This is a genomic window from Rhodococcus sp. OS5 (genome assembly GCF_056837585.1).
The window spans coordinates 1,317,515-1,338,681 of sequence record NZ_CM166368.1; the positions used below are offsets into that span (position 1 = coordinate 1,317,515).

General features: G+C 61.6%; 21 protein-coding genes and 1 tRNA gene. 10 read left to right on the forward strand and 12 right to left on the reverse strand.

The genetic code is table 11. The annotated features are described in order from the left end of the window. Positions 1-6: 6 nt before the first annotated feature. Complete coding sequence (locus ACVZUB_RS06115) at positions 7-1,671, reverse strand: hypothetical protein (protein WP_482628237.1); 1,665 nt, start codon at positions 1,669-1,671, stop codon at positions 7-9. A gap of 183 nt (positions 1,672-1,854) precedes the next feature. Here ACVZUB_RS06115 and ACVZUB_RS06120 point away from each other — a divergent pair, with 183 nt between their 5' ends. Then, positions 1,855-2,472 (forward strand): hypothetical protein, encoded by a 618-nt coding sequence (locus tag ACVZUB_RS06120; RefSeq protein WP_007726510.1) that lies wholly within the window; start codon positions 1,855-1,857, stop codon positions 2,470-2,472. Positions 2,473-2,672: 200 nt separating this feature from the next. Beyond that, positions 2,673-3,164, forward strand: a complete 492-nt coding sequence (locus tag ACVZUB_RS06125) for an FBP domain-containing protein (RefSeq protein WP_007726512.1) — start codon at positions 2,673-2,675, stop codon at positions 3,162-3,164. A 149-nt stretch (positions 3,165-3,313) separates the two neighbouring features. Here the strand turns inward: ACVZUB_RS06125 and ACVZUB_RS06130 are convergent, their stop codons facing one another. From ACVZUB_RS06130 to ACVZUB_RS06140, 3 genes are read right to left on the reverse strand one after another with little or no spacing between them, the layout of a single operon-like run. After that, positions 3,314-4,054 carry an ABC transporter permease gene (locus tag ACVZUB_RS06130; protein ID WP_218695601.1) on the reverse strand — a complete coding sequence of 247 codons (741 nt, stop codon included), beginning with the start codon at positions 4,052-4,054 and terminating at the stop codon, positions 3,314-3,316. After that, positions 4,051-4,986 (reverse strand): ABC transporter ATP-binding protein, encoded by a 936-nt coding sequence (locus tag ACVZUB_RS06135; protein WP_058227586.1) that lies wholly within the window; start codon positions 4,984-4,986, stop codon positions 4,051-4,053. Before ACVZUB_RS06135 ends, ACVZUB_RS06130 begins: the two co-directional genes overlap by 4 nt. Then, positions 4,983-5,345, reverse strand: coding sequence for a GntR family transcriptional regulator (locus ACVZUB_RS06140; protein ID WP_042452337.1), 363 nt, complete (start codon positions 5,343-5,345; stop codon positions 4,983-4,985). Before ACVZUB_RS06140 ends, ACVZUB_RS06135 begins: the two co-directional genes overlap by 4 nt. Before the next feature lie 847 nt (positions 5,346-6,192). Between ACVZUB_RS06140 and ACVZUB_RS06145 the strand changes: the two genes are divergently transcribed. Next, complete coding sequence (locus tag ACVZUB_RS06145; RefSeq protein ID WP_482628238.1) at positions 6,193-7,200, forward strand: IS481 family transposase; 1,008 nt, start codon at positions 6,193-6,195, stop codon at positions 7,198-7,200. 1,749 nt (positions 7,201-8,949) lie between these two features. On the opposite strand, the gene ACVZUB_RS06150 is transcribed toward ACVZUB_RS06145, so the two are convergent. Continuing rightward, positions 8,950-9,023: transfer RNA gene (locus ACVZUB_RS06150), tRNA-Gly, on the reverse strand. 173 nt (positions 9,024-9,196) lie between these two features. Here ACVZUB_RS06150 and ACVZUB_RS06155 point away from each other — a divergent pair. The 4 genes from ACVZUB_RS06155 to ACVZUB_RS06170 all read left to right on the forward strand — a co-directional run bounded on the left by ACVZUB_RS06155 (position 9,197) and on the right by ACVZUB_RS06170 (position 12,060). Continuing rightward, positions 9,197-9,319, forward strand: a complete 123-nt coding sequence (locus ACVZUB_RS06155; RefSeq protein WP_256261805.1) for a hypothetical protein — start codon at positions 9,197-9,199, stop codon at positions 9,317-9,319. A gap of 9 nt (positions 9,320-9,328) precedes the next feature. Next, a complete protein-coding gene (dcd, locus tag ACVZUB_RS06160; RefSeq protein ID WP_003943702.1) occupies positions 9,329-9,898 on the forward strand; it encodes a dCTP deaminase in 570 nt (189 codons plus the stop codon). Positions 9,899-9,923: 25 nt separating this feature from the next. Continuing rightward, positions 9,924-10,208: a hypothetical protein gene (locus tag ACVZUB_RS06165; RefSeq protein WP_042452329.1), complete on the forward strand. Its 285-nt coding sequence runs from the start codon at positions 9,924-9,926 to the stop codon at positions 10,206-10,208. Positions 10,209-10,536: 328 nt separating this feature from the next. After that, a complete protein-coding gene (locus ACVZUB_RS06170) occupies positions 10,537-12,060 on the forward strand; it encodes a hypothetical protein (RefSeq protein WP_482628239.1) in 1,524 nt (507 codons plus the stop codon). Between the two features lie 3 nt (positions 12,061-12,063). Here the strand turns inward: ACVZUB_RS06170 and ACVZUB_RS06175 are convergent, their stop codons facing one another. Both ACVZUB_RS06175 and ACVZUB_RS06180 read right to left on the reverse strand, forming a co-directional pair. Continuing rightward, entirely contained in the window at positions 12,064-12,816 is a 753-nt protein-coding gene (locus ACVZUB_RS06175; RefSeq protein WP_058038934.1) for an IclR family transcriptional regulator, read from the reverse strand. Then, complete coding sequence (locus ACVZUB_RS06180; protein WP_482628240.1) at positions 12,816-14,327, reverse strand: APC family permease; 1,512 nt, start codon at positions 14,325-14,327, stop codon at positions 12,816-12,818. Before ACVZUB_RS06180 ends, ACVZUB_RS06175 begins: the two co-directional genes overlap by 1 nt. Before the next feature lie 238 nt (positions 14,328-14,565). Between ACVZUB_RS06180 and ACVZUB_RS06185 the strand changes: the two genes are divergently transcribed. The 3 genes from ACVZUB_RS06185 to tatA are packed head-to-tail and all read left to right on the forward strand — an operon-like array spanning position 14,566 to position 17,033. Next, a complete protein-coding gene (locus ACVZUB_RS06185) occupies positions 14,566-16,146 on the forward strand; it encodes a flavin monoamine oxidase family protein (RefSeq protein WP_063314892.1) in 1,581 nt (526 codons plus the stop codon). Positions 16,147-16,185: 39 nt separating this feature from the next. Then, entirely contained in the window at positions 16,186-16,857 is a 672-nt protein-coding gene (locus ACVZUB_RS06190) for a Rid family hydrolase (RefSeq protein WP_007726540.1), read from the forward strand. After that, a complete protein-coding gene (gene tatA, locus ACVZUB_RS06195; RefSeq protein ID WP_003943732.1) occupies positions 16,857-17,033 on the forward strand; it encodes a Sec-independent protein translocase subunit TatA in 177 nt (58 codons plus the stop codon). Before ACVZUB_RS06190 ends, tatA begins: the two co-directional genes overlap by 1 nt. A gap of 52 nt (positions 17,034-17,085) precedes the next feature. Here the strand turns inward: tatA and ACVZUB_RS06200 are convergent, their stop codons facing one another. The 5 genes from ACVZUB_RS06200 to ACVZUB_RS06220 all read right to left on the reverse strand — a co-directional run bounded on the left by ACVZUB_RS06200 (position 17,086) and on the right by ACVZUB_RS06220 (position 21,089). Beyond that, positions 17,086-17,700, reverse strand: a complete 615-nt coding sequence (locus ACVZUB_RS06200; protein WP_042926398.1) for a class I SAM-dependent DNA methyltransferase — start codon at positions 17,698-17,700, stop codon at positions 17,086-17,088. Further along, positions 17,697-18,455, reverse strand: a complete 759-nt coding sequence (locus tag ACVZUB_RS06205; RefSeq protein WP_003943643.1) for a PIG-L deacetylase family protein — start codon at positions 18,453-18,455, stop codon at positions 17,697-17,699. Before ACVZUB_RS06205 ends, ACVZUB_RS06200 begins: the two co-directional genes overlap by 4 nt. Next, the gene (locus ACVZUB_RS06210; RefSeq protein ID WP_007726542.1) at positions 18,449-19,387 is read right to left on the reverse strand and encodes an acyl-CoA dehydrogenase family protein; all 939 of its coding nucleotides are present in this window, start codon (positions 19,385-19,387) and stop codon (positions 18,449-18,451) included. Before ACVZUB_RS06210 ends, ACVZUB_RS06205 begins: the two co-directional genes overlap by 7 nt. After that, entirely contained in the window at positions 19,384-20,088 is a 705-nt protein-coding gene (locus tag ACVZUB_RS06215) for a glycosyltransferase family 2 protein (protein WP_042452319.1), read from the reverse strand. The genes ACVZUB_RS06210 and ACVZUB_RS06215 overlap by 4 nt, the downstream gene beginning before the upstream one ends. Positions 20,089-20,321: 233 nt before the next feature. Further along, a complete protein-coding gene (locus tag ACVZUB_RS06220; RefSeq protein ID WP_482628241.1) occupies positions 20,322-21,089 on the reverse strand; it encodes an ANTAR domain-containing protein in 768 nt (255 codons plus the stop codon). Positions 21,090-21,167 lie beyond the last annotated feature (78 nt).

Genomic DNA, 21,167 nt, shown 5'->3' on the forward strand with positions numbered 1-21,167 from the left:
TTTCGGCTAGCGGATCACCAAGTCGTGGTCGGTGGCGCTGAGCGTGATCGCGGCAATGGGGTTTCCGCGCATCCAGTCCTGCACGAACGCGTCCAGAGCGGGGTTCGATGCCCGATCCGCGTACGCGTCCGACGGGATCTCGATTGCCCCGACGAGGTGGCGCGGATCGGCATCGAGGCCGGATGCGCGGGGAGCCATCCGTAGTCCGTCGGCGGTGTGCAGGACGACCGGAAGAACCGTGCCATCCGGTGCAGTCACGGTCGCGGTCCGCGTGGTGGCGACCGGGTCGAAATGGTCCACGTCCAGTCGGTATCCGGACGGTTGTGCGTGCTGGCCGATCGCGTCGAGCAGACGCGGATCCACCACAGAGTACGGAAACCCGATGTCGATCAGAGCCTGACCGTCGATGGCACCGTCGCGGGCGGGCAGGGTCGTGGACAAGTGCCAGGGGGCAGCGGGGGACAGGGTATCCGTCGACCGGTCTGTCGGCGCGTTTTCGATCAGTGTGCCGAGGAGGGACGCGCCGGTCGGTGTGAACTCCCAGTCGCCGCCGACGAGATCCTTGTGCCAGAAGCCGGATTCGGCGCCGCGGAGACCCTCGACACGCAACTCCCGCCGGTTCGGGCCGGGACCGAGTGAGTGCACACTGATCGCGGATGTAACTTCACCGGGAATTTTGGGCTGGTGCACCCAGTCGGGGGCCGGAAGTTGAATCGCGGCGGTGCTGCGGTCCAGTGTTTCGGCCACGAGGTTGGGTGCCGACGGCTTGTCCGACTGATCTTCCCAGCTGTAGCGGAAGAAGATCGAGTCCGATCCCGAAGAATCGAAATCAAATGTGCGGGTGTACATGTCGCCGTACTTGTTCATCACGAAAGTGGTTGATCCGGCCGCCGACAGCGAGTCCGCCTGGAATCGCCCGCCGAGCGGGCCGCCGATCTCGTAGCTGTCGTCGTTGGGCAGCCACGGGTCCGCGTAGGTTATCCGGCTGCCGTCCCCGGTCAACGTGGGGATCATCGTCATCTTGGCGAGTCCGACGAAGTGAATCCGTCCTGCGACGTCGGTGAAAGTTTGGTTGTCCCAAGGCGACGAGACGCTCAGTGCCCACCCGTTCGGGTGGTCTCCGGGGAGTTGTCGGCCGGGACCGCTCCACAGCGGTGCGCCCCATGCCGAGGTCCAATTCCACACCAGCGGATCCTGGGATGCGTTGTCCATCGTGTAGATCCAGCCGTTGTCGTCGACCGCGACGAGTTCGTCGTCGTCCAGTGATATCCCGACCAGTCGTCCACGCAGGCACTCGGGCATCGGCACGAAACGCCACGGTTGAGCCGTTGATGCGCCTGTCTCTCGCGGCCGAGCGAGTAAGTCGTGGTCGACTAGCGCGAAGTCCCAGAAACGATTGAATTGCGTAGTTGGCGTGCGGATCTGGACCGAGCTGGGGGCGGTTGAACCGGTGAATGTCGGTAGGTTTGCCAACCCGACTCGACCTCCACCGGAGGGCGCACCTGGTGGCAGTTGGGCGGTTCCGAATGATATGCAACTGGCCGGCCCAGGTTCGGTGGGCGCGGCAGCGGCGAGGGGAGTGGACCACAGGAGGGCGGCGGAGAGTAGGACGCCGACGCTCAGCAGTCGCGGTCGGTGCGGGTGCGAAACTCCACTCGCGGTCTCGTTCACCGTCCGATTGTCGCATGATCGGCACGTTGAATCTGAGAATTGTGAGGTTTGTCCATCTGTGTCGGTTGCGGCGAGAGTGCCGATCGCTGCGTTGGTTGTTGTGAGTGGAACGAGAGTGCGTGTACTGCAAAGGTATTCGCCGTGTAGCTGAGTTTTGCCATGACCTGCAGATACGGTGGGGTGATGAGAAGGCCGAAGTCGCTGGGTGAATGGTTGGTAGCTGACCCTCCGGAGTCGTCCAAGCCACCGGGGCCGATTCTTTTGGCATTCACCGTTGTTCCGCTCATTGCGTTGGTCTGCCGGCATTACGGTTGGTGGCCTTCGCCGTTCGGGGAGTACAGATGGTTGGATCCCTTCCTCGTCAGCGCCGCGGCTCTGCTCATCTTGATCGTGGTCGGTCTGGTGTGGGCGATCCGCACCCTCTATGCCCTTGGCCAGGACCGGCGGTGGTCGTGGTGGATTCTGTCCTCCCCGATCGCCGTCATCGCTGCAGTAGCTCTGGTGTTGTTGATGCCGCCGGCAACTTTCCTCGACAAGAGCGGAGAGTTCGAGACCATCGCGATTGGTCTTTTGGAGCAGCCTGAATCGACCGTGGAAGAGCTCGAGATCGGCCAGTTCGATATCAGTAGTGCCCATGTCGTGCGGCCGGATGAGGTCTACTTCATCGACAACGACAGCATGTTCATCACCTCGAGTGGGTGGGTGTACTCGCCCAGCGGCCCACCATCGGGGTTCGATGATTTCTCCGCAACTCACCTCGGCGGACCTTGGTACGAGTTCACGGCGGTATGGCGTGACTGATAAATCGAGTGGCCTGTAACGCAGGCCTGTAGCTACCATCGCGGTGTGGATACGTACACGGTGACGCCCCATGGGCGTGAGGGGGTTGTCGGCGTCGTCTTCGCCGGCGACAGATAGCGCATTTCGGACCCGACAGCACTTGGTGCTGATCGGGCCATGAGCTGTACCCACCTTCACCGAGCCACGATTGGTATACACCCATGATCATTTTGACCGATACATCTATTCGTTCCAGCCTCGTCAACGCGAGTCGTAAGGAGAAGTCCGATCTCACCCTGCCGGACGGCTTCGGCACCATCGACTTCGACGCTCTCGACTACCTGGGCTGGCGAGATCCGAAAATGGGCCGACGCGCCTACGCGATCGTCCCGACACTCGACGGGGAGACCATCGGAGTCTTGCTCGTTCAAGCCGAGGCCACTCCGCGATCGCGCGCCCAGTGCTCCTGGTGCCGCGACACGCGACTCCCCAACGAGGTCGTCTTCTACGGCGCCAAGTTGGCCGGGCCCGCCGGTCGACGTGGCAGCACGGTCGGAACACTGATCTGCCGAGACTTCCAGTGCTCGTCCAATGTTCGTAACGACCCCCCGCTCCCGTATGCCGGCTACGATGCCGCCGCTGCGCGCCAGAACCGGAAAGATGAACTGGTGCTGCGGGCTTCGAGTTTTGTCGAGCGGGTGGCTCGGCAGTAGAGCGGACCAAATCGGGGACGAGATAGCACCCTGTTGCGACGTTCGTCCCCCTTTCCTGACTCAGGGAGGGGGACGAGCTGTCTAGACGGGTTTGATCCGACGAGCACTTCGAGACGACGCGACATGTGGCGTCGCACATGATTGCGCGGTCACGGCGTTGCTCGACGCAACGTCGCCCAGGCTCCGGCGATGCACGCGATGGCAAGGGCCAGAGGGAGTAGTGCCATCGGTACCACTCGGGGAGTATCGACAAACCACGAACCGATCGCCGGCCACCACCCAGCCCAGGTGATCGCGATCGCTGACAAGCCGAGGAAGCCGAAAAGCCCGGTGAGGGAGGCGAGTAGACCGGTGATCCTCCACCGCTGGTAGATAGCACCTGCCAGCATTGCGATCGAACTGGTCAGCAGCAGCGTCGCGAACAGTGCGAGCAACTGTACGGCGGTGTTGTCGGTGAAATAGCGTGCGATGCCGAACATGCGCATGTGCACACCCCAGCCGTTGGTGGCGGACTCCAGCACGGACAGCAGTTGCAGCGCGATTGCGAAGACTGCGGACTGTGCCAGCGCCATAACCGTGGTGGCAGTGAAGAACTCGCGGCGGGTCACGCTCAGTCCGAGCGCGAATGGGAACGTCTGCGTCATCGACTGGAGGTAGAACGCCAGCACGAAACCGTAGACCGAGAACACACTGCCGGTGAATCCCTCACCCTCCTCGTTCCCGACGATCGCGTAGATAGTGAAGCTGATCAGGAACGAGATCAACAGGATGCCCACCGGCCAGGCGATCAGCAACGGCCACGCGACCGTGTGCAGTTGTAGGACGGCACCGATCCTGGACCGAGCGGGCGTCTTCGGGACCGTCCGTGGCTCTGTCGTTGCGATACTCATACGGTGATCTCCTTGCGCTGCGTCGAAGTCGCGATGACAAGTTCCTGCAAAGATGCCGGTTCCACTTGGACTCCTGCCTCCCGCAGTCGGTTTCGCTCGGTCTCTGTCACATCGGCCTGCAACATGATTCGGCTGTGGGCGCCCAGTGTCTCCCGGCGCAGGACCCTGCCGGACGCAGCAACGGCATCCACCGCATCAATGGGACCGGATACCACCACGGCGCGGCTACGCAGTGCATCCGCGTCTGCGTCGACGACAATCCGGCCGCCGTCGACGACAATCACGTGCTCGAGTAGATTGGCTACCTCGTCGATCAGGTGAGTCGAAAGCACCACAGTGCGAGGATGTTCGGCGTAGTCCGCAAGCAGGCGATCGTAGAACAGTTGGCGTGCAACGGCATCGAGACCGAGATACGGCTCGTCGAAAAGCGTGAGCGGTGCACGGGAGGCAAGTCCGATGATCACTCCCAACGCTGACCGCATGCCGCGCGAGAGCTTCTTCACCTTGCGGCACAGGGGAAGTTGGAAATCGTCAAGCAGTGTCTCGGCGAACGCGTGGTCCCAATTCGGGAGTAGATGGCCGGCGGCGACGAGTACGTGCTTGACCTTGAGGTCTTCGGGGTACGTCTGGCTTTCCTTGACGAAGCACACGTTCGCCAGGACGTCGGCATTCTCGAAAGGGGCGGCCCCGAAAACTTCGACGTCGCCGCTGGTGTGCAGGTCCTGCCCGGTCAGTATCTGCATGATCGTCGTCTTGCCTGCGCCGTTACGGCCGAGTAGGCCGTAGATCTTGTTGCGGCTGATCTCGAACGAGACGTCCGCGAGCGCGTCGACATCCCCGTACTTTCTGTCCACGGAGCGCATCGAGGCGACAAGTTCAGTTTCGTCGAAACGCCTGACTCGGGGCTCGGTCGTTGTCGTGCTTGCGTTCATCGGTCCGCCTTCCTGTCGTCCAGCATGGATTTGAGTTCGCCGAGGGAAATCTGGAGCCGGTCGGCCTCCGTGACCAGCGGCTCGATGTATTGGCGCGCGAACGCTTCTCGTCGTCTGAACCTGAGTGCGTCGCGGGCGCCGACCGTGACGAACATTCCGATTCCCCGTTTCTTGTAGAGGATCCCCTCGCCTACGAGCTGATTGAGGCCCTTGGCTGCCGTCGCCGGATTGATTCGGTGGAACGCCGCCAGTTCGTTGGTTGAGGGCACCTGCCCGTCTTCCGGCAGGGAGCCGTCGATGATCGAGCCTTCGATCTGCTCGGCGATCTGCTGGAACAGTGGTCGTCCGTCGTCGATCACGATGATCGATGCCCGATGTTCACTGGTTCATTACTCATGTAATGAACCATAGAACGTCGTGGGGCATGTTGGCAATGAGATCGCGGAATCTGGCACCGATGACTTGGGTCTCCGAGCGCTGCCTATCGGGACATTCATCGCAGAGGCTGATGGAACAGCTTGGATGCAGACCGGCTACGACTTCCAGATCCCGGGGCGTTGCGCACAGGCATTGAGCTTCTTCGGAACCATGGAACCGCCGATCTAGGTGGTCGACCACGGGACGGGGCACCTTCGGGTGGCCGGGTAGTTATCGCCTCAATGAATTCGGCCACCTCGTCGAAGGCGGCAACTATGTCGCGGGGGTCATTCTGCATGGACGTTGTCGATGGAGAGTTCGCTATGTGTTGACGCAAACACCCGTCAGCATCGGCAATTCGCCACCCAACGTGAACAGACGAAACCCGCGGCCTCGGCTTCGGGGCGTAACCCGTAGTCGTAGAACGGAAGCCGGACCGCACGCGGCGGTCGGGCCCCTTTTCGTCAACCCAAAGACGGAGTCGTATCCACCGCAAGTAGGGACTTAGCGCCCCGTTTTGGTGTTTCTGTACTGATTTGCAATCCCGATACGTACGCTTCCGGCCAGGGAATCGGACACTCGACCAGCAGGGGTATCTATGCCGAATGTGACAGTGAAATTCGGGGGTTCAGACCCGGAAACAGCAGACCTCGCACGCCGGGCACTGCAACCAGTACTAGATGTTGTGGGTATGGACGTTGCTGACGCTGGATTGAAGTAGACGGGCTGGCCCTTCGCGGCAGGATGGAAGTTGCGAAACAGACCATCAACAGCAAAGGGACCAGCCCTGTGACACACCGTAATGCTCCGCTGACTGTCGAGGGAAGACGACGACTCGTCGAGCGGTGCCAGAGTCGTCCGATCACCCACGTCGCCGCCGAGATGGGCATCTCCCGACAATGCGCCTCCAAATGGGTCAACCGGTACCGAAAATACGGTGACCTGGGATTACAGGATCGATCCAGCACACCACACCATCAACCGGCCGCCACGGCGGCAGGGCTTGTGGCCGAGATCGAAGCGATGCGGCGAACCCGGAAATGGTCGGCCGCGCGCATCACGTTCGAACTCCGAATGGATGGAACGGTCATCGCACGCCGGACAGTCACGAAAATTCTGCGGAACCTGGGATTGCACCGTCGCCGGTTCATCGACCCGAACGGCGAGAACAATCGCAAACCGCAGGTCATCGTCGCGAAACGACCAGGCCAGATGGTGCACGTCGACGTCAAGAAAGTCGGCCGAATCCCGGACGGTGGTGGTTGGCGCGTTCACGGCCGCGGCTCCGCACAGGCCAAACAATCCCAGCGACGCAAGGCGCGAGCGAAGCAACCCCGGATCGGTTACACATACCTGCATTCCGCGATCGACGGCAACACCCGTTTGGCATACACCGAGGCACGCGATAACGAAACCGCCGCAACAGCCATCGATTTCATGAACAACGCCCGACACTTCTTCGCTGCACATGGCATCACCCGTATCGAACGGGTGATCACCGACAACGGATCATGCTATCGCGCAGCAGATTTCACCGCTTCACTCCGCGAGGCTCGGCATTACCGGATCAGGCCGTACACACCGAAACACAACGGGAAGGTCGAACGCTACAACCGCATCCTCGCCGAAGAACTGCTGTACTCCCGTGAGTACATCAGCGAAGCCCAGCGGCGCATTGCCGTCGAGGTATGGAACGTTCACTATAATTATCACCGACCGCATTCAGCACGCGGAGGACGACCGCCCGCCGCTTACCGCCGGCACCGCGTCACCAACGTCCGTTCCTCCTACAACTAGACAGCATCTACCGCACATACCGCAGGAAACCGCTCCCATTCGTCGAAGCCGCACTTAGACGCGCAGGTCGAGGAAGCTTCTCACAAGCAGGAATTGAACGATTCGCCGACTACATTTCAAGAGGAGACCGACCGATTCTCACCACATAGCGGCCGCTCGTGATGAGGCCGAAGACCGAAGCGCTTCCACCGGCTACCTGTTCGACGACCTAAATTGGTCAGTGCCAACTAGGTACAGGTCCATCGTGGTCAACATCAACATCAAGAGACAGCGCCCGCCCGCGTCCGAGATCGGTAGCTTGCCTCACCGTGGCAAGGGCACTCGAGCCAGCAGACGTATTCGATCAAACGGAGCTGAGGAGGCTGATTCAGCAGATGCACATTAATCGACCTCTGTGTGAATTCTGCTCACGGTGCACACTCGCGTGATCAAACCAGTCGGCGCTGTGACATTCGGTTGCTGATCCTATTCGGGGCGGCCTCGACCGACTATTTGAGACCTGTCAAACATAAGCTCCCCTTCCTGGCCAGGTAGGGGAGCTTGTGTTTGTGACCACCGCACGATCCACGCATCTGCTGATATGCAGGTTTCAGGCAGAGCTGAAAATGTCATCCACATGCGGTCGGCCGATCTTCTCTACAAGTCGGGAGCGGTTAGTGGCCCTGCGCCTTCTAATGAGAAGGGGATCGTGGAACCGTTCGCCATCGCCACGATCATGTTGACGATAGCAAAGAGGACGTTATCCATTTGAATTCACCTCCTCGCTCCGTCTAGGGCCCGGCAAGATTCGCTACTGCATACAGGGCAGATGTCCTGCTATCGAAATTGGGACCTGCAATGTAAGCGGGCGAGCCTGGACCGAATGAGGTGACTGTCCTGATATATCCGAGGCGATTCGAGGAGTTGTAGTCCATCAACCAAGGTCCACCAGAAGCACCTGCGCCAAAGTTGCCCGGTTTGGGAGTTGCGTGAGAAGCCGTAGCTCCGAACGTCATAACCAGGGAAGGCGCTGCGATGCTTGCGGGGAATAAGGTTTCGACTCTGGACACTTACGGCCTTCTATCGAATTGGGGCCAATCTGCCGGTTTCTAAGGATCGTCGGGAAGGTAGCACGACGCTAATGTGACAGTCCTCGAAACTGGGGTATTTCTTCGAGCTTTATCCGGCTCTCCGGATCCGTGCAGAGCGATGGTCGTACATTGGCACTTACGGTTAGGGCGTCCGATACTGAGGAAGAATACGTACTTGATTCATTTCGAAGGTGATTTTTGACGAACTTGGGTATTTTCACAGTTGTGATTGTGAGAAGATCTGCATTCTTGCATGAGTTGTGGTCCCCGGTGTCCGGGTGCGCTACGGCAGATCGGTTTCAAAAACTTCAACTGATAAGCGCGCGGAGTCCGAGCGGAGACAGTTTCCAACCCCATCGGTTGGTAGTCGCGCTCGAATCACTGATGGACGGCAAACGAACCGAGGTACCGGCGACCATCGGCTTCGAGGTCGACAGCACTCTCCTGACAGTGCGCGCAATGGACACCGATTCAGGCCGGGGGACGACCAGTCGGACTGCATCGATGAACTGCAGAATTCCGAGACGCGGTCCTCTAGCACCCCCATTTTCGTTGGATTCACATTGACTGATCACTGAATGGAGGGGGTTGTGTACCTGCCGTGTACCTGTCACAGGATTGGGTCCCAAACAAGCGAAGTTCGACTGCCCCAAAAGGGCTCTGAACTGCGGAGAATCTGTGGAGCCGATGACGGGAATCGAACCCGCGTATTCAGCTTGGGAAGCTGATGTTCTACCATTGAACTACATCGGCGTCGCAGCCGACCGGACGTGTTTTCACCGCCGATCAACGTGCTTTCCGAACATTATCAGACGAGCTTTCAAGCAGCGGTGTCCCCGGCCGTCATTGATCAACACAGGCGTGTGGAAGTCGGAGCCATCGGTAAATGATTTGCCCACAAGTTCTGCGCGGGAAAGCCTTTCGGCATGGAGAACTTGAGACAGGTGGGGCTGGGCTCTGCCGTGGGAGTCCAGAACCCGCGCATCGTGTTCGGTAACCACAGTGTGATCGCGCCGGCGATGGGTCGGCACTGCCCGCAGAACCGGTAACCTCTACCTGTGCTGCTCTCCGATCGTGACATCCGTGCCGAAATCTCCGTTGGACGTCTGGGTATCGACCCTTTCGACGACTCCATGGTGCAACCGTCGAGCGTCGACGTCCGACTGGACGGTCTGTTTCGGGTGTTCAACAATACGCGGTACACGCACATCGACCCGGCACTGCGCCAGGACGAGCTGACCAGCCTGGTCGAACCGGCAGAGGGCGAGCCGTTTGTACTGCATCCCGGCGAGTTCGTTCTCGGTTCGACTCTCGAAGTGTGCTCACTGCCGAACGACCTCGCCGGCCGTCTCGAAGGTAAGTCGAGCCTCGGGCGCCTGGGCCTTTTGACGCACTCCACCGCCGGCTTCATCGACCCGGGTTTCAGCGGCCACATCACACTGGAGCTGTCCAATGTCGCAAACCTGCCGATCACGCTCTGGCCGGGAATGAAGATCGGACAGCTCTGCCTGCTCAAGCTCTCGAGCGCTGCAGAGTTCCCCTACGGAAGCTCCGAGGCCGGATCCAAATACCAGGGCCAGCGCGGCCCGACACCGTCGAAGGCGTACCTGAACTTCAACCGCGGCTGAACGAACGAACTTCGGGGGGAGTCGCATGATCGGAATTTTCTACGGTCTGGTTTTCATGAACTTGTTGTTCGTGACCAGCACCGTGTGTTTGATGAAGCCGTCCAAAGCCAGTGTTGTTGTGACCGTCTGTGCAGGGGTGGCGTGGCTGTTCTTCAATGGACCGCTGGAAGGTCAGGTCTTGTGGTCGTTGAACAGAGAACACGGTCTGACGGTCTCGGATCTGATGTCGCTTGTTGCCTTCGGCATCGCCGCTCGTGGTTGGAATCAGGTTCGCAAAGCCCGTGAAACCGTCGACGCAGATCGTTTCTGACCTGCGCGCTCACCTGGATTGACCGCCACGATTCGGACAGATGTTTCGACCTGGAGCACAACAGTCGTCGAATCGGGCACAATTACTGGTTATGTGGTGGATTGTCGGAGGCGTACTACTCGTATGGGTCGTGTGTTCCATTCCGATTGCCATCCTGGTGGGGCGGGGTATCGCGCGTCGGGACCGCGCGGAATTCGACGGGCGAAATCAACAGTGGGCCGACGAGGTTGTCAGGTCGATCGAGAAGCAATCGGAGCAGGACAATGCCGATCGGCGTAAGCCACCACTGATAAGCTGACCAGCTGGACTTTTCCGGAGGTGAGTGGGCATGGAACTTCCATCCGATACTCCCGACGAGGTCGTGGCCGCGGCCGCCGGCGGACCAAGGGTTCCGCAGTTCGATCCCACAGTGGGGATTCCGGTAGTTCCGCCAGGGGGAGATGCTCCCCACCGGTTGGTGGTCATCGGCGATTCGCTGTCGCAGGGATTCCAGAGCGGGGCGATCTTCAATACCGATCTGTCGTATCCGGCGATCATTGCTTACCAGCTGGGCCGGCTCGACCAGTTCCGCTTTCCCCGTTACGGCGGCCCGGGCGGGCTTCCGCTCAACATCGAACTGTTGCTCCGCACCCTCGAGGAGCGCTTCGGCCCACGGCTCGACCTCTGGGAGGTTCCGCTCGCACTCTTTGCTGCACGTGCGTTCATGGATCAGGTAGAGGATTACTGGGAACGCGGACCGGGCAGCGAAGCGCCGACGTTCTCGGCAATCAACCACAACCTCTCGGTGTACGGGTGGGATCTTCGTGACGCTCTGACCAAGACGGCGCAGGGCTGTGAGGCAGCCCTGCACGAACCGCACGACGATTTGATCAGCCAGATCGTCGAGAACAACGGTGAGCGCGCCGCACTGCGAGTTCTGCCGCGAGGCTCCGACGCCGAGAAGCGTATGACCGCGTTCGACGCAGCAGCGGAGTTGGGCAAGGAAGGCATCGAAACTCTGATCGTCTTCCTCGGTGCCAACAACGCGCTCCGCACCGTCACCGAACTTCGAGTCGAGTGGAGCGGCAACAACTTCCGTGATCCGGGCGGCAAGCGCGACTACACGGTGTGGCGGCCTGAGCACTTCGCGTCGGAGTACGCCGAGGTGCTGGCCGCGATCCGCAAGATCAACGCCCAGCACGTCATCCTCTGCACCGTCCCACACGTGACCATCGCACCGATCGCCCACGGGCTCGGGGGGAAGATCGAAATCGGATCCCGCTACTTCCCGTACTACGCACGACCGTGGGTGCGCGACACCGACTTCGACCCACAACGCGATCAGCACATCACCGGCGCGCAGGCGTGGGCCGTCGACACCGCAATCGACATGTACAACGACGGAATCGAGCAAGCCGTCGCGAATGCCCGTCGGGTGGGGAAGGACTGGTACCTCTGCGATATTGCCGGGTTGCTCGAGCGCGTGGCCTCACGGCGCTACGTCACCGACGTCAATGCGCGGCCGTCATGGTGGACGCCGTACCCCCTTCCCAAGGCGCTGACCGACTTGCAACCCGTGCCGGACTCGCTGTTCCTCTCCGCCGACGGTCGCGGCGGCCGCGCTTCGGGCGGCCTCTTCTCGCTCGACGGCGTTCATCCCACGACAGTCGCGTACGGGGTGATGGCGCAAGAACTGGCGAACATCATGGTCACGGCAGGGGTCCAGTTCGACCGCGCTCAGATCGATTTCGACCGACTCGTCCGACGCGACACCTTGGTGCGCACTCCGCCGCAGAATCTCGATTCCACGCTCGGCGTCATCGGCTGGGCCGACGAGCATCTCGGCTTTGCCAAACGTGTGTTCGGCCTCTGACTTTCAGCTTGCCTTCGACATCGTCGGTGCAACGATGCGTTCCGCATACTCCCGCAGCAGTGCCACCAGGTCTGCGTCGTCGACGGAAAGTCTGCCGGTCGGACCTATCGCAGCCAAGGCACCGACGACACACCTTTCCGCGTCGTGGACCGGGACGGCGACGGCGGAGCGTCCGACACGAATCTCGTCGACCTCACGGGCGGCCTCACCGCGCCGGATCCGCGAGAGCTCGAGTTCCAACGCGTCGCCGTCAGTGATGGTGTGTGCGGTGACCTTTCGCAGTGGGGCCTCGGCCAATTCGGGTCGGTTGGCGAGGAGCAGCTTCCCGATAGCCGACGCGTGAACGGCTGTGACCAGTGTCCGTTCACCACTGAGTTCGTGGTCGGGATCGCGATCGACGAGCCGAATTCTGTTTTCTGCAAACGACGCGAGGTAGACGCCGAACCGTAGCTGTTCGCGGAGTTCTTCGAGGAGCACCGAATTGTCGATGGGTGTGGGTTCGGCGGCAGCCCCGGCTAATTCACGGGTGCGTCGGCCTAGTGCGAAGCCGGAGAGGTCGGCGATCCGAACCAGGTAACCGTCGGCGACAAGGATGTTGAGTAACCGATACGCAGTGGCAGGTGGGATGTCGGCCAGGGCGGCAATGTCCTTGGCGGTGGCTCCCGATCCGAGCCTGGCCGCCGACTCGAGGAGGGCAAGGGCGCGCTGAACCGCTCGGGGTTCGTGCCCACCGAGGTCGCGTGGTCGGCCCACCATCAGCGGGCGCCGGCAGTCGGCTCGCCCACCAGCACGATGTTTCCGGCTGCGTCGGTAGCGAACACCCCAGCTCCTGGTAGTACGTCCTCGGTTTCGGGACTGTCGAAAGCTCCGACGTGCAGCAGACTTTTGGGGCTTCGGCGTCGCAGGTAGAACTGCCAGAGTGTGCCCGAGGTCAGGATCACGAGCACGGCGATCGGTGCAACGTACGCGTGGTCGATCGTGTTGGCATAAACCAGGTAACCGAGGACTATCGCTCCGGCACCACTGCCACACGACGCGGCCGCGAGAATGCCGGGAGTGTGCTCGCCGATCCGTGTCAGGAAGACAACGGATGCGATAGCCGTCAGTGCATAGGCCACGATGACGGCGCCGCGAACAGTCAGTCGAACGTCGTCGAAGATTTCTCCGCGCCCGAGAACGGCAAAGGTTCCGCCGCCCAGCAGGACGGTGCAGACCACGGTAGTCAATGCGAAGTAGGGCGTACGGAAGGCACTGTGAACCGAGGCGAACCGGCGGGGGAGTAGGCGCTCGACACCGAACGAATAGACCAGGCGTGACGCAGCATTGGACGACGCCATCGAGGACGCCAGCCACGAGCACCCCAGACCGACGTTGAGCGCGATCACGACACCGGGGCTCACGCCCGTCGCCGTTCCGTGGAGATAGGCGTTGACGAGGGTGTCACTGCGCCCGGACCATGCGGCCCAGCCCGCGAAGATGAAGAGCGATCCACAGATGATCGGAGTGAGAAGGACTGTGCGGGTGACGGTTACCAGCGGACGACGGGCCTCGGGGCCGAAGAAGGCCGCGCTCTCGAATCCGGCGAGAGCGAACACGGCAGCCAGGGCGGTGAGTAACAACCCGTGGCCGGAGGTGGGTGGAACGATCTGTGCTTGTTGACTTCCGGAACCGCCCAGGATCATGAGCCCGACGATGAACAGAAGTGAACAGCTTTCGACGACGAGGATCGCGAGCGCGGCAAATCTGACACTTCGCACGAGAGCGCCGAGAATCAGCAAGGCTATCCCCAGATAGAGCGCGATGACGTGAAAAGTCTTGTCCACGTGCACACCCGCGAAGCCGAGCAATGCGATTGCGGCCTGTCCGCCGTGATAGAGCGTCATCACCGCGCTGCCGACGTACTTGACCAGCATGGCGATGCCGGTGGTCAATGCTGCCCGGGTGCCCAGGCCACGAAAGACGAAGCTGTGCAATCCGCCCGACGCAGCCATTCGGCGAGTGAACTGCGAAACGCAGAAGGCTATGAGCGTCACCAGCACGGTGGCCGCGATGATGGTGATCATCCCGCTCAACAATCGGCCGTGTGTCAGCATGGTGACGGGCAGAACGACCATCGACACAGCAGGGGCAGTGGTTGCCACCGACTGGGCCAGCACTTCGGCGCCCGAGAGTTGCCGACGGCCCAACGCCCGCAGCGGTGATCGCGCCGGGGGCTGCTTCTCGCGCGTGGTGAAGGACCGCGCGATGGCTTCGGTGAGAGCGGACATGTCGCGTCACGCTAGTCCGGTTCTGTAACGCCGATATTGCGGGCATGCTTCCGCTGATCGCACTCGGGTGAGAGAGCAAGATGCGAACGCTCGCACGTTTCTCACTCGGTCCCCACCGACTGTTTCCTGCGCGTCAAGTTCCGGACCCAACGCTCCTGAAGTCTGTGTTCAACACCAACCACCCGCGTCACCGGGAGCACACTGGGGAGCTCGAATGCCATACACACGTAGATCTTTCATGCGCAGCCTGGGAATCACCGGCGGCGCCGGCCTGGCACTCGGTGCTATGTCGTCCATCGGCCTGGCGCCGGCAGTGGCGTCGACGCCGAGGCGATTTCAGGCACCTGCTGCGGGTGACCTGATCGGAAAGGTCAAGGGAAATCACTCCGTCGTGATCCTCGGCGGCGGACCGTCCGGGCTGTGCTCTGCCTACGAACTGCAGAAGGCCGGATACAAGGTCACCGTCCTCGAAGCACGCAACCGCCCGGGTGGTCGGGTGTGGTCGATCCGCAACGGCACCGAAGAAACCGACCTGAACGGTGAGACACAGACCTGTTCGTTCTCCGAGGGGCACTTCTACAACCTCGGTGCGACGCGTATTCCGCAAAATCACAACACCATCGACTACTGCCGCGAACTGGGCGTCGAACTGCAGATGTTCGGAAACCAGAACGCGAACACCTTCGTCAACTACACCGGCAACAAGCCGCTGGCGAATCAGTCGATCACCTACCGAGCAGCCAAAGCCGACACCTACGGATACATGTCCGAGCTGCTGCAGAAGGCCACCAATCAGGGCGCTCTCGACCAGGTCTTGAGCAAGGAAGACAAAGAAGCACTCTCGTCCTTCCTCACCGATTTCGGCGATCTCTCCAGCGACGGCCGCTACGTCGGATCCGCGCGTCGAGGGCACTCCGCGGAGCCGGGCGCCGGCCTCAACTTCGGAACCGAGATCGAACCATTCGGGATGAGCGATGTCATCCAGGGCGGCATCGGGCGTGCATTCTCCTTCGAGTTCGGTTACGACCAGGCCATGACGATGATGACCCCCGTCGGCGGCATGGACCGGATCTACTACAAGTTCCAGGACGCGATCGGGATGGACAACATCGAGTTCGGCGCCGAGGTCAGCGGCATGAAGAACGTGCCGGAAGGCGTCACCGTCGACTACGTCGTCGACGGCAAATCCAAGTCGATCACCGCCGACTACGCAATCTGCACGATCCCGCCGCACTTGATCAAGCGGCTGAACAACAATCTGCCCTCCGACATCCTGCTCGCGTTGGATGCAGCCAAGCCGTCGTCGTCGGGCAAGCTCGGTATCGAATACTCGCGTCGGTGGTGGGAGACCGAGGACCGCATCTACGGTGGCGCGTCCAACACCGACCGCGACATCTCCCAGATCATGTTCCCCTACGATCACTACAACTCCGACCGCGGCGTCGTCGTCGCGTACTACAGCTCGGGTAAGCGTCAACAGGCTTTCGAATCGCTCACCCACCGTCAGCGGCTGGCAAAGGCCATCGCCGAAGGCGCAGAAATCCACGGCGACAAATACACTCGCGACATCTCGTCGTCCTTCTCCGGAAGCTGGCGTCGCACCAAGTATTCGGAATCCGCCTGGGCATCATGGGCCGGCGCGGGAGATTCCCACGGCGGCATGGCAACTCCCGAGTACACCAAGCTGCTCGAACCCGTCGACCGGATCTACTTCGCCGGCGATCACCTCTCCAACGCCATCGCCTGGCAGCACGGGGCCTTCACGTCCGCGCAGGACGTCGTGACCCACCTGCATCAGCGTGTTGCGCAAACTGCCTGACGTGCTTCGTTTCCCATCACTTTTTCTGGAGGTCTAATCATGAAATCTCGCAGCACCAAGGTCCTTGCAGCGGCATTCGCCGCCACCACGCTACTGGGCTTCGCCACTGCCTGCTCGTCTGACGAGGCGGACGCCGAGACCACATCGAGTTCGTTCGTCTCGAAATCGATTCTCGAAGCGGGGCAGGCAAACCCGATGATCGCTCAGGGCGTCGCGATCGGCGGCGACACCGCAATCTACAAGACCAGCGGCATCGGTCCGTCGGCAGGAAACAAGGCGGCGCCGGAAGGTTCGCCGGAGTCGTACATCGACGGTCAGTTCTCCGGCGGTGTTCTGCCGACCGGTGTCACCGTCACCGAGGCGCAGGGCATCAATGTACTCAAGAAGATCCGCGACAACCTCGAAGCTCAGGGATTGAGTCTCGAAGACGTCGTGACGATGCGCGTCTTCCTCGACAACGCGCCGGGATCGGACAAGGCCGACTACACAGGATGGAATCGCGCGTACCGGCAGTTCTTCGCCAACACCAATCTCGACACGGGTGACACCGAGTTGGTGCCGATGGGCACGGCCGAGCCGATCGCTCCGATCGAGCGAAACAGCGCCCGGCCCACCCGATTCGCCCTCGAGGTTGCCGGACTGCCCGTTGCCGGTTGGCTCGTCGAGGTAGAGGTCGATGCGGTGTACCCCGACGGCAAGGAACCCGCCTGATGGGCGCGCTCAGCCCGACTCACTGGGCGATCGTCGCAGTAGTGCTCGTGGTGCTGTTCGGTTCGAAGAAGCTGCCCGACGCGGCCCGGGGCCTCGGCAGGTCGATGCGGATCCTGAAGTCCGAAGTCGGTGAACTGCAGTCGGATACGGACCTCGCGTTGGAGCAGCGAGACTGACCCCCGTGCGCGGTTGAGGAGTCCCCACACTCCTCAACCGCGCACAGGTCTACTAGATCAGACCTTCGGAACGAGCTACCGACGGTGGTGACGGCGGACCCTTCACGAAGACATCGATCAGCACGTCCTCGTCCTGGTACGACGCGAACTGCGCCAACCCCGGCGTCTGGCGCACAGCCGAATGAACGGCGTCACCGTTTTGCGGGTACTCCGGTACGACGTGACGCCAATGGGCGCACAGCAGCGTTCCGCCAGGCTCGAGATGCTCGACGACCTGCAGCATTGCCTCGATGAGCTTTTCGAAGGTCAGGTAGTAGCCGACTTCGCTGATGACGACGAGGTCGAAGGTTTCGTCGGACCAGTCGTCACCCAACGCCCAGAGCCGAAATTCGGAGTCATGTCCGGTAAGCCTCGCTCGAGCGCTCTCGAGTGCGGTCGGGACGATGTCGGTGGCGAGAACGCTGTCGCAGCGCTCGGACAACTTCTCGGTGAGAACCCCGATCGAGCACCCCGGTTCGAATGCGCGACGGTATCGAGGTTTCGGGAGCATAGCGACACTGAGTGCGTACTTCCGCTGCTCGTACCAGCGGGATTCGAAATCCCATGGGTCGGACTGTGCGGCATACATCTTGGCGAAGTAATCCGCGGGGAGTTCACGATCGCTCATACGAACACCGTCTCGTACGGCCTCAGTAATCGTTCCATCGCGTGGCGGGGGAGGATGGGTGCATCCGCGGGATGATCGGAAAGCGGAGCGATCTGTGAAGTGAACTCATTGGTGGCAGCAGATTTCGCAGCCTGAACGTCGGAGGGCAAGGTCACCTTTCGTGCTCTTTCCCACGGGACTGCCGCATGATCCGGCGCGGCCCAATGCCACGCCCAGATGGGATACTCGATCAATCGCGATCCAGTGTCCGCGCACGCCCTCGCCGCCGCGTCTCCGGTGGCTTCGTGGTCCGGGTGGCCGTCCCCGCGCCACGTGGAGGCGCACCAGGTATCCGCCGAGGAATCACCGAGAATCGAGCTGAGGCGGTCGGTCAACTCCTGTCGGTTCTCGCCGATCTTTCCGTCCGGGATGCTCAATCGAACCGGTGTGGGAATTCCGAGGACACGCGCTGCCCGATCCGACTCGGACCGTCGACGGCGTTCCATCTCGGGCTGAGTCACGGTCGGTGAATCGGGATGCGAAGCTCCGCCGTCGGTGACAGATACGACCTGAACACTGATGCCGGAAAGTATTGCCAGAAGAGCGGTTCCGCCCAGACCGAGTATTTCGTCGTCGGGATGGGGAGCGACGATGATCAATCGTGAGCATCCGGTGAGATCCAGTTCCGGAAAACTTCTTCCCCACTCCCGCCATGTCGATTCGGGAGTACCGCCGTCGTCGACAGGTTTCTGCGCGAACAGTTTCGAGTTCACCACGGCCGTTTCCCCTTGGCTGCAATCCGGCCCAGCTCGGCGAGATCCTTCTCGGCGTGACTCTGCCGCAAGTAGACGGTGAGATCGGCTACCCGTGCCGCGTGCGCGGCGTCCATGCAGAGCGGTGCGGCGCCGAGAGCGCGTCCCACCCGATCCAGGGTCTCGGTAGCGGCGCGCTCGACAATTGCGCGCACACGGAGTGCCCGCTGCATGGCCTCGGCATTTTCGTCGAAGGGATCCGCATCGATCTCGGCCGCCGCGACTGCGAGCGCGTTGCGCGCTGCGGCGAGCGCTGCATCGACCGCACCGAGGTGTGCGAGTACGTAGGGGTCTTCGCTGCTTGCAGCCTTGTCGTACAACGGATCAGCGACGCCGCAGGCGCCGCCGTACCAGCATGCAGCCACGCCGATCGCGCCGTGCCAGAACCCCGGGCGGCTCAGATAGTCGCCTGCCGTCCCGACCGGTATGGCCGGAACCATGTCGAAGTCGACCGCGCTGGAGTCGCTTTCGGCCATACCGACGGCCTTCCACGAATCGGGAACGGGATGCACCCCAGGTAGTCCGAGCTCGACCGCGAAGAGGGAGGGGACACCGTCGACCAAGGCGGTGATCAGTGCATGCGTGCAGGTGTTGGCGCCGGAACACCACAACTTGCGACCGGTGAGCGTCCAGATCCCCACGTGCTCAGACGCATTCACCACAGGTTGGGGTGGCTCGGCCGCCCACACTCCCCACAGCTGCCCGGGTTCGGGATCCGGTCCGTCGAGTTCGGTGAGTATCGCGACGGCATCGGTGTGAGCCTCAGCCATCCGGCCGAGAACCACATTCTCCCGTGTGAGCTCTGCCAGGGAGGTCCACCGTGCGGCCGTCGCGCCGCCGCCGGGCAGCGGCAAGTACAGTCCACCTGCGTCCAGGAGTGTGTGTAGTCGTTTCATCGTGCCAGCTCCGCTTCTTCGTTATCGGCGGTCGTACCACCCAGGTTACGGATATGTCCGGCAAAGCCGCCCGGAGTTCGGCCGTCGAGACGCGCAGACGTGGTGACCGCAATGTCCTCTGCCCACGCGATACAGGCACCGGCCTCGCTCAACCGCCGGACGAGATCGACATCCTCGTCTTCTTCGAGATCGCAGAATCCTCCGACGTCCCAGTACATATCGGCGCGGACACCGAGGTTGGCACCGTGGACGTGACCGTGTCGACCATAGGGATGTGCGTGGTACATACGTTCGTACCGTTCGCGAACGGAGTGCGGATGGCCTTCCCAGTCCGCGATGCGAACGGTGCCCGCGACGACGTCCGCAGTACGCGCATACTCCAATTGGCGCGCAATCCAGGTGGGGCCGACCACCGAATCGGCATCGGTCGTGGCGAACCACGCTGAGGCCCCCAAATCCGAGCCGAACGCAGAGAAACCCGTCGCTCGCGAACGGCCGACGTTCTGATGCTCGACGCGGAGTACTTCCACCCCGTCGGGGATGACCCCCGCGGTTCCGTCCGAACAGTTGTCGAGGACGGCAACCACTCGGACGGGGACAACGCAAGCCGACGCCGCTGTTGCGAGTGCACGAAGGCAATTGGGGAGGTCTTCGGCTTCGTTGTGGGCGGGAACTACGACAAGAACCTGGTCGATTGGCACAGTGACGATCCTTTCCTCACCCTGGTACGGTCGGGTCTTCTTTCGTCCCGGTTCTCAACAGATAACCACATTTCGGACGGGTGCCGCCGCGCGACCGCCAGCAGCCGTGCAGGTCGAAAACTGTTTCGGTGAAACATCTCTGGATACGTTTGAGAGATGTGCCGGCGGGGTACAAGACGGGGTTTTGCGACTGTGCTTTCGGGTGCAAAACGGGGTTTTGCACCGAAGAATCTTCAGAACCGGCGGTGGCGCACCGAATCGACGAGCATCCGGGCCACCTCGTGCAGTTTCACGTTGGTGTGCTGCGATTGCTGAACGAGTCGGCTGAATGCTTCGTCGGCGTCGATGCCGTGGATGGCGATCAGCACGCCCTTGGCTTGTTCGATCTCGGCACGAGATTCCATGGCGCAGTGCAACTGTTCGATGTGCTCGTGTGCCTGACGCCAGCGTCGTGAATCTGCGATCGCCGCGCCCGCACCGGCGGTGAACAATTTCATCAACTCTTCGTCGAAGGGCTTGAACTCTGTCGAGGCGAATCCGTAGACGTTGAACGCGCCGAGAAGTTCGGTGCTTCCTTCGCCCATGGTGAGCGGCACGGACAAGTAGGACCGGACACCTTGTTTCCGGGCCTCGGCGGTGAATTCCGGCCATTTGTCGTCGTGATCACCCACCTTCGACCGAACCGACGACATGGTGCGCGCGGAGTCAACGCACGGACCACGATCGGCGGAATGCTGGGCATCGTCTATCGCGGAAAGGTAGTCCGCGGTAGATGCAGCAGTTCGTGGGCCATCGGCGGACAGCACCGTCACGCGGACAGCATCGGCATCCGGCAGCGCTTTGACCGCCGTCTCGGCCAGACGTTGGAGCATGGAGTCGAGATGCGCGTCCGTGTTCAGAGTGGACCGGAGTCCGGCAATCGCTTCGGCGAGGGTGTCGAGCGAATCTGCTGCGGAAGCAAACGCCGCGGCTCCCTGTGGGGTGTCCGCATTGCCTGTCATGATTCAGGTCTACTCCGCAAATTGCGGCGATGTAACCGTTCCAGGCGGTCTTTGCTTCGATGTTGCATGAAATCCGAG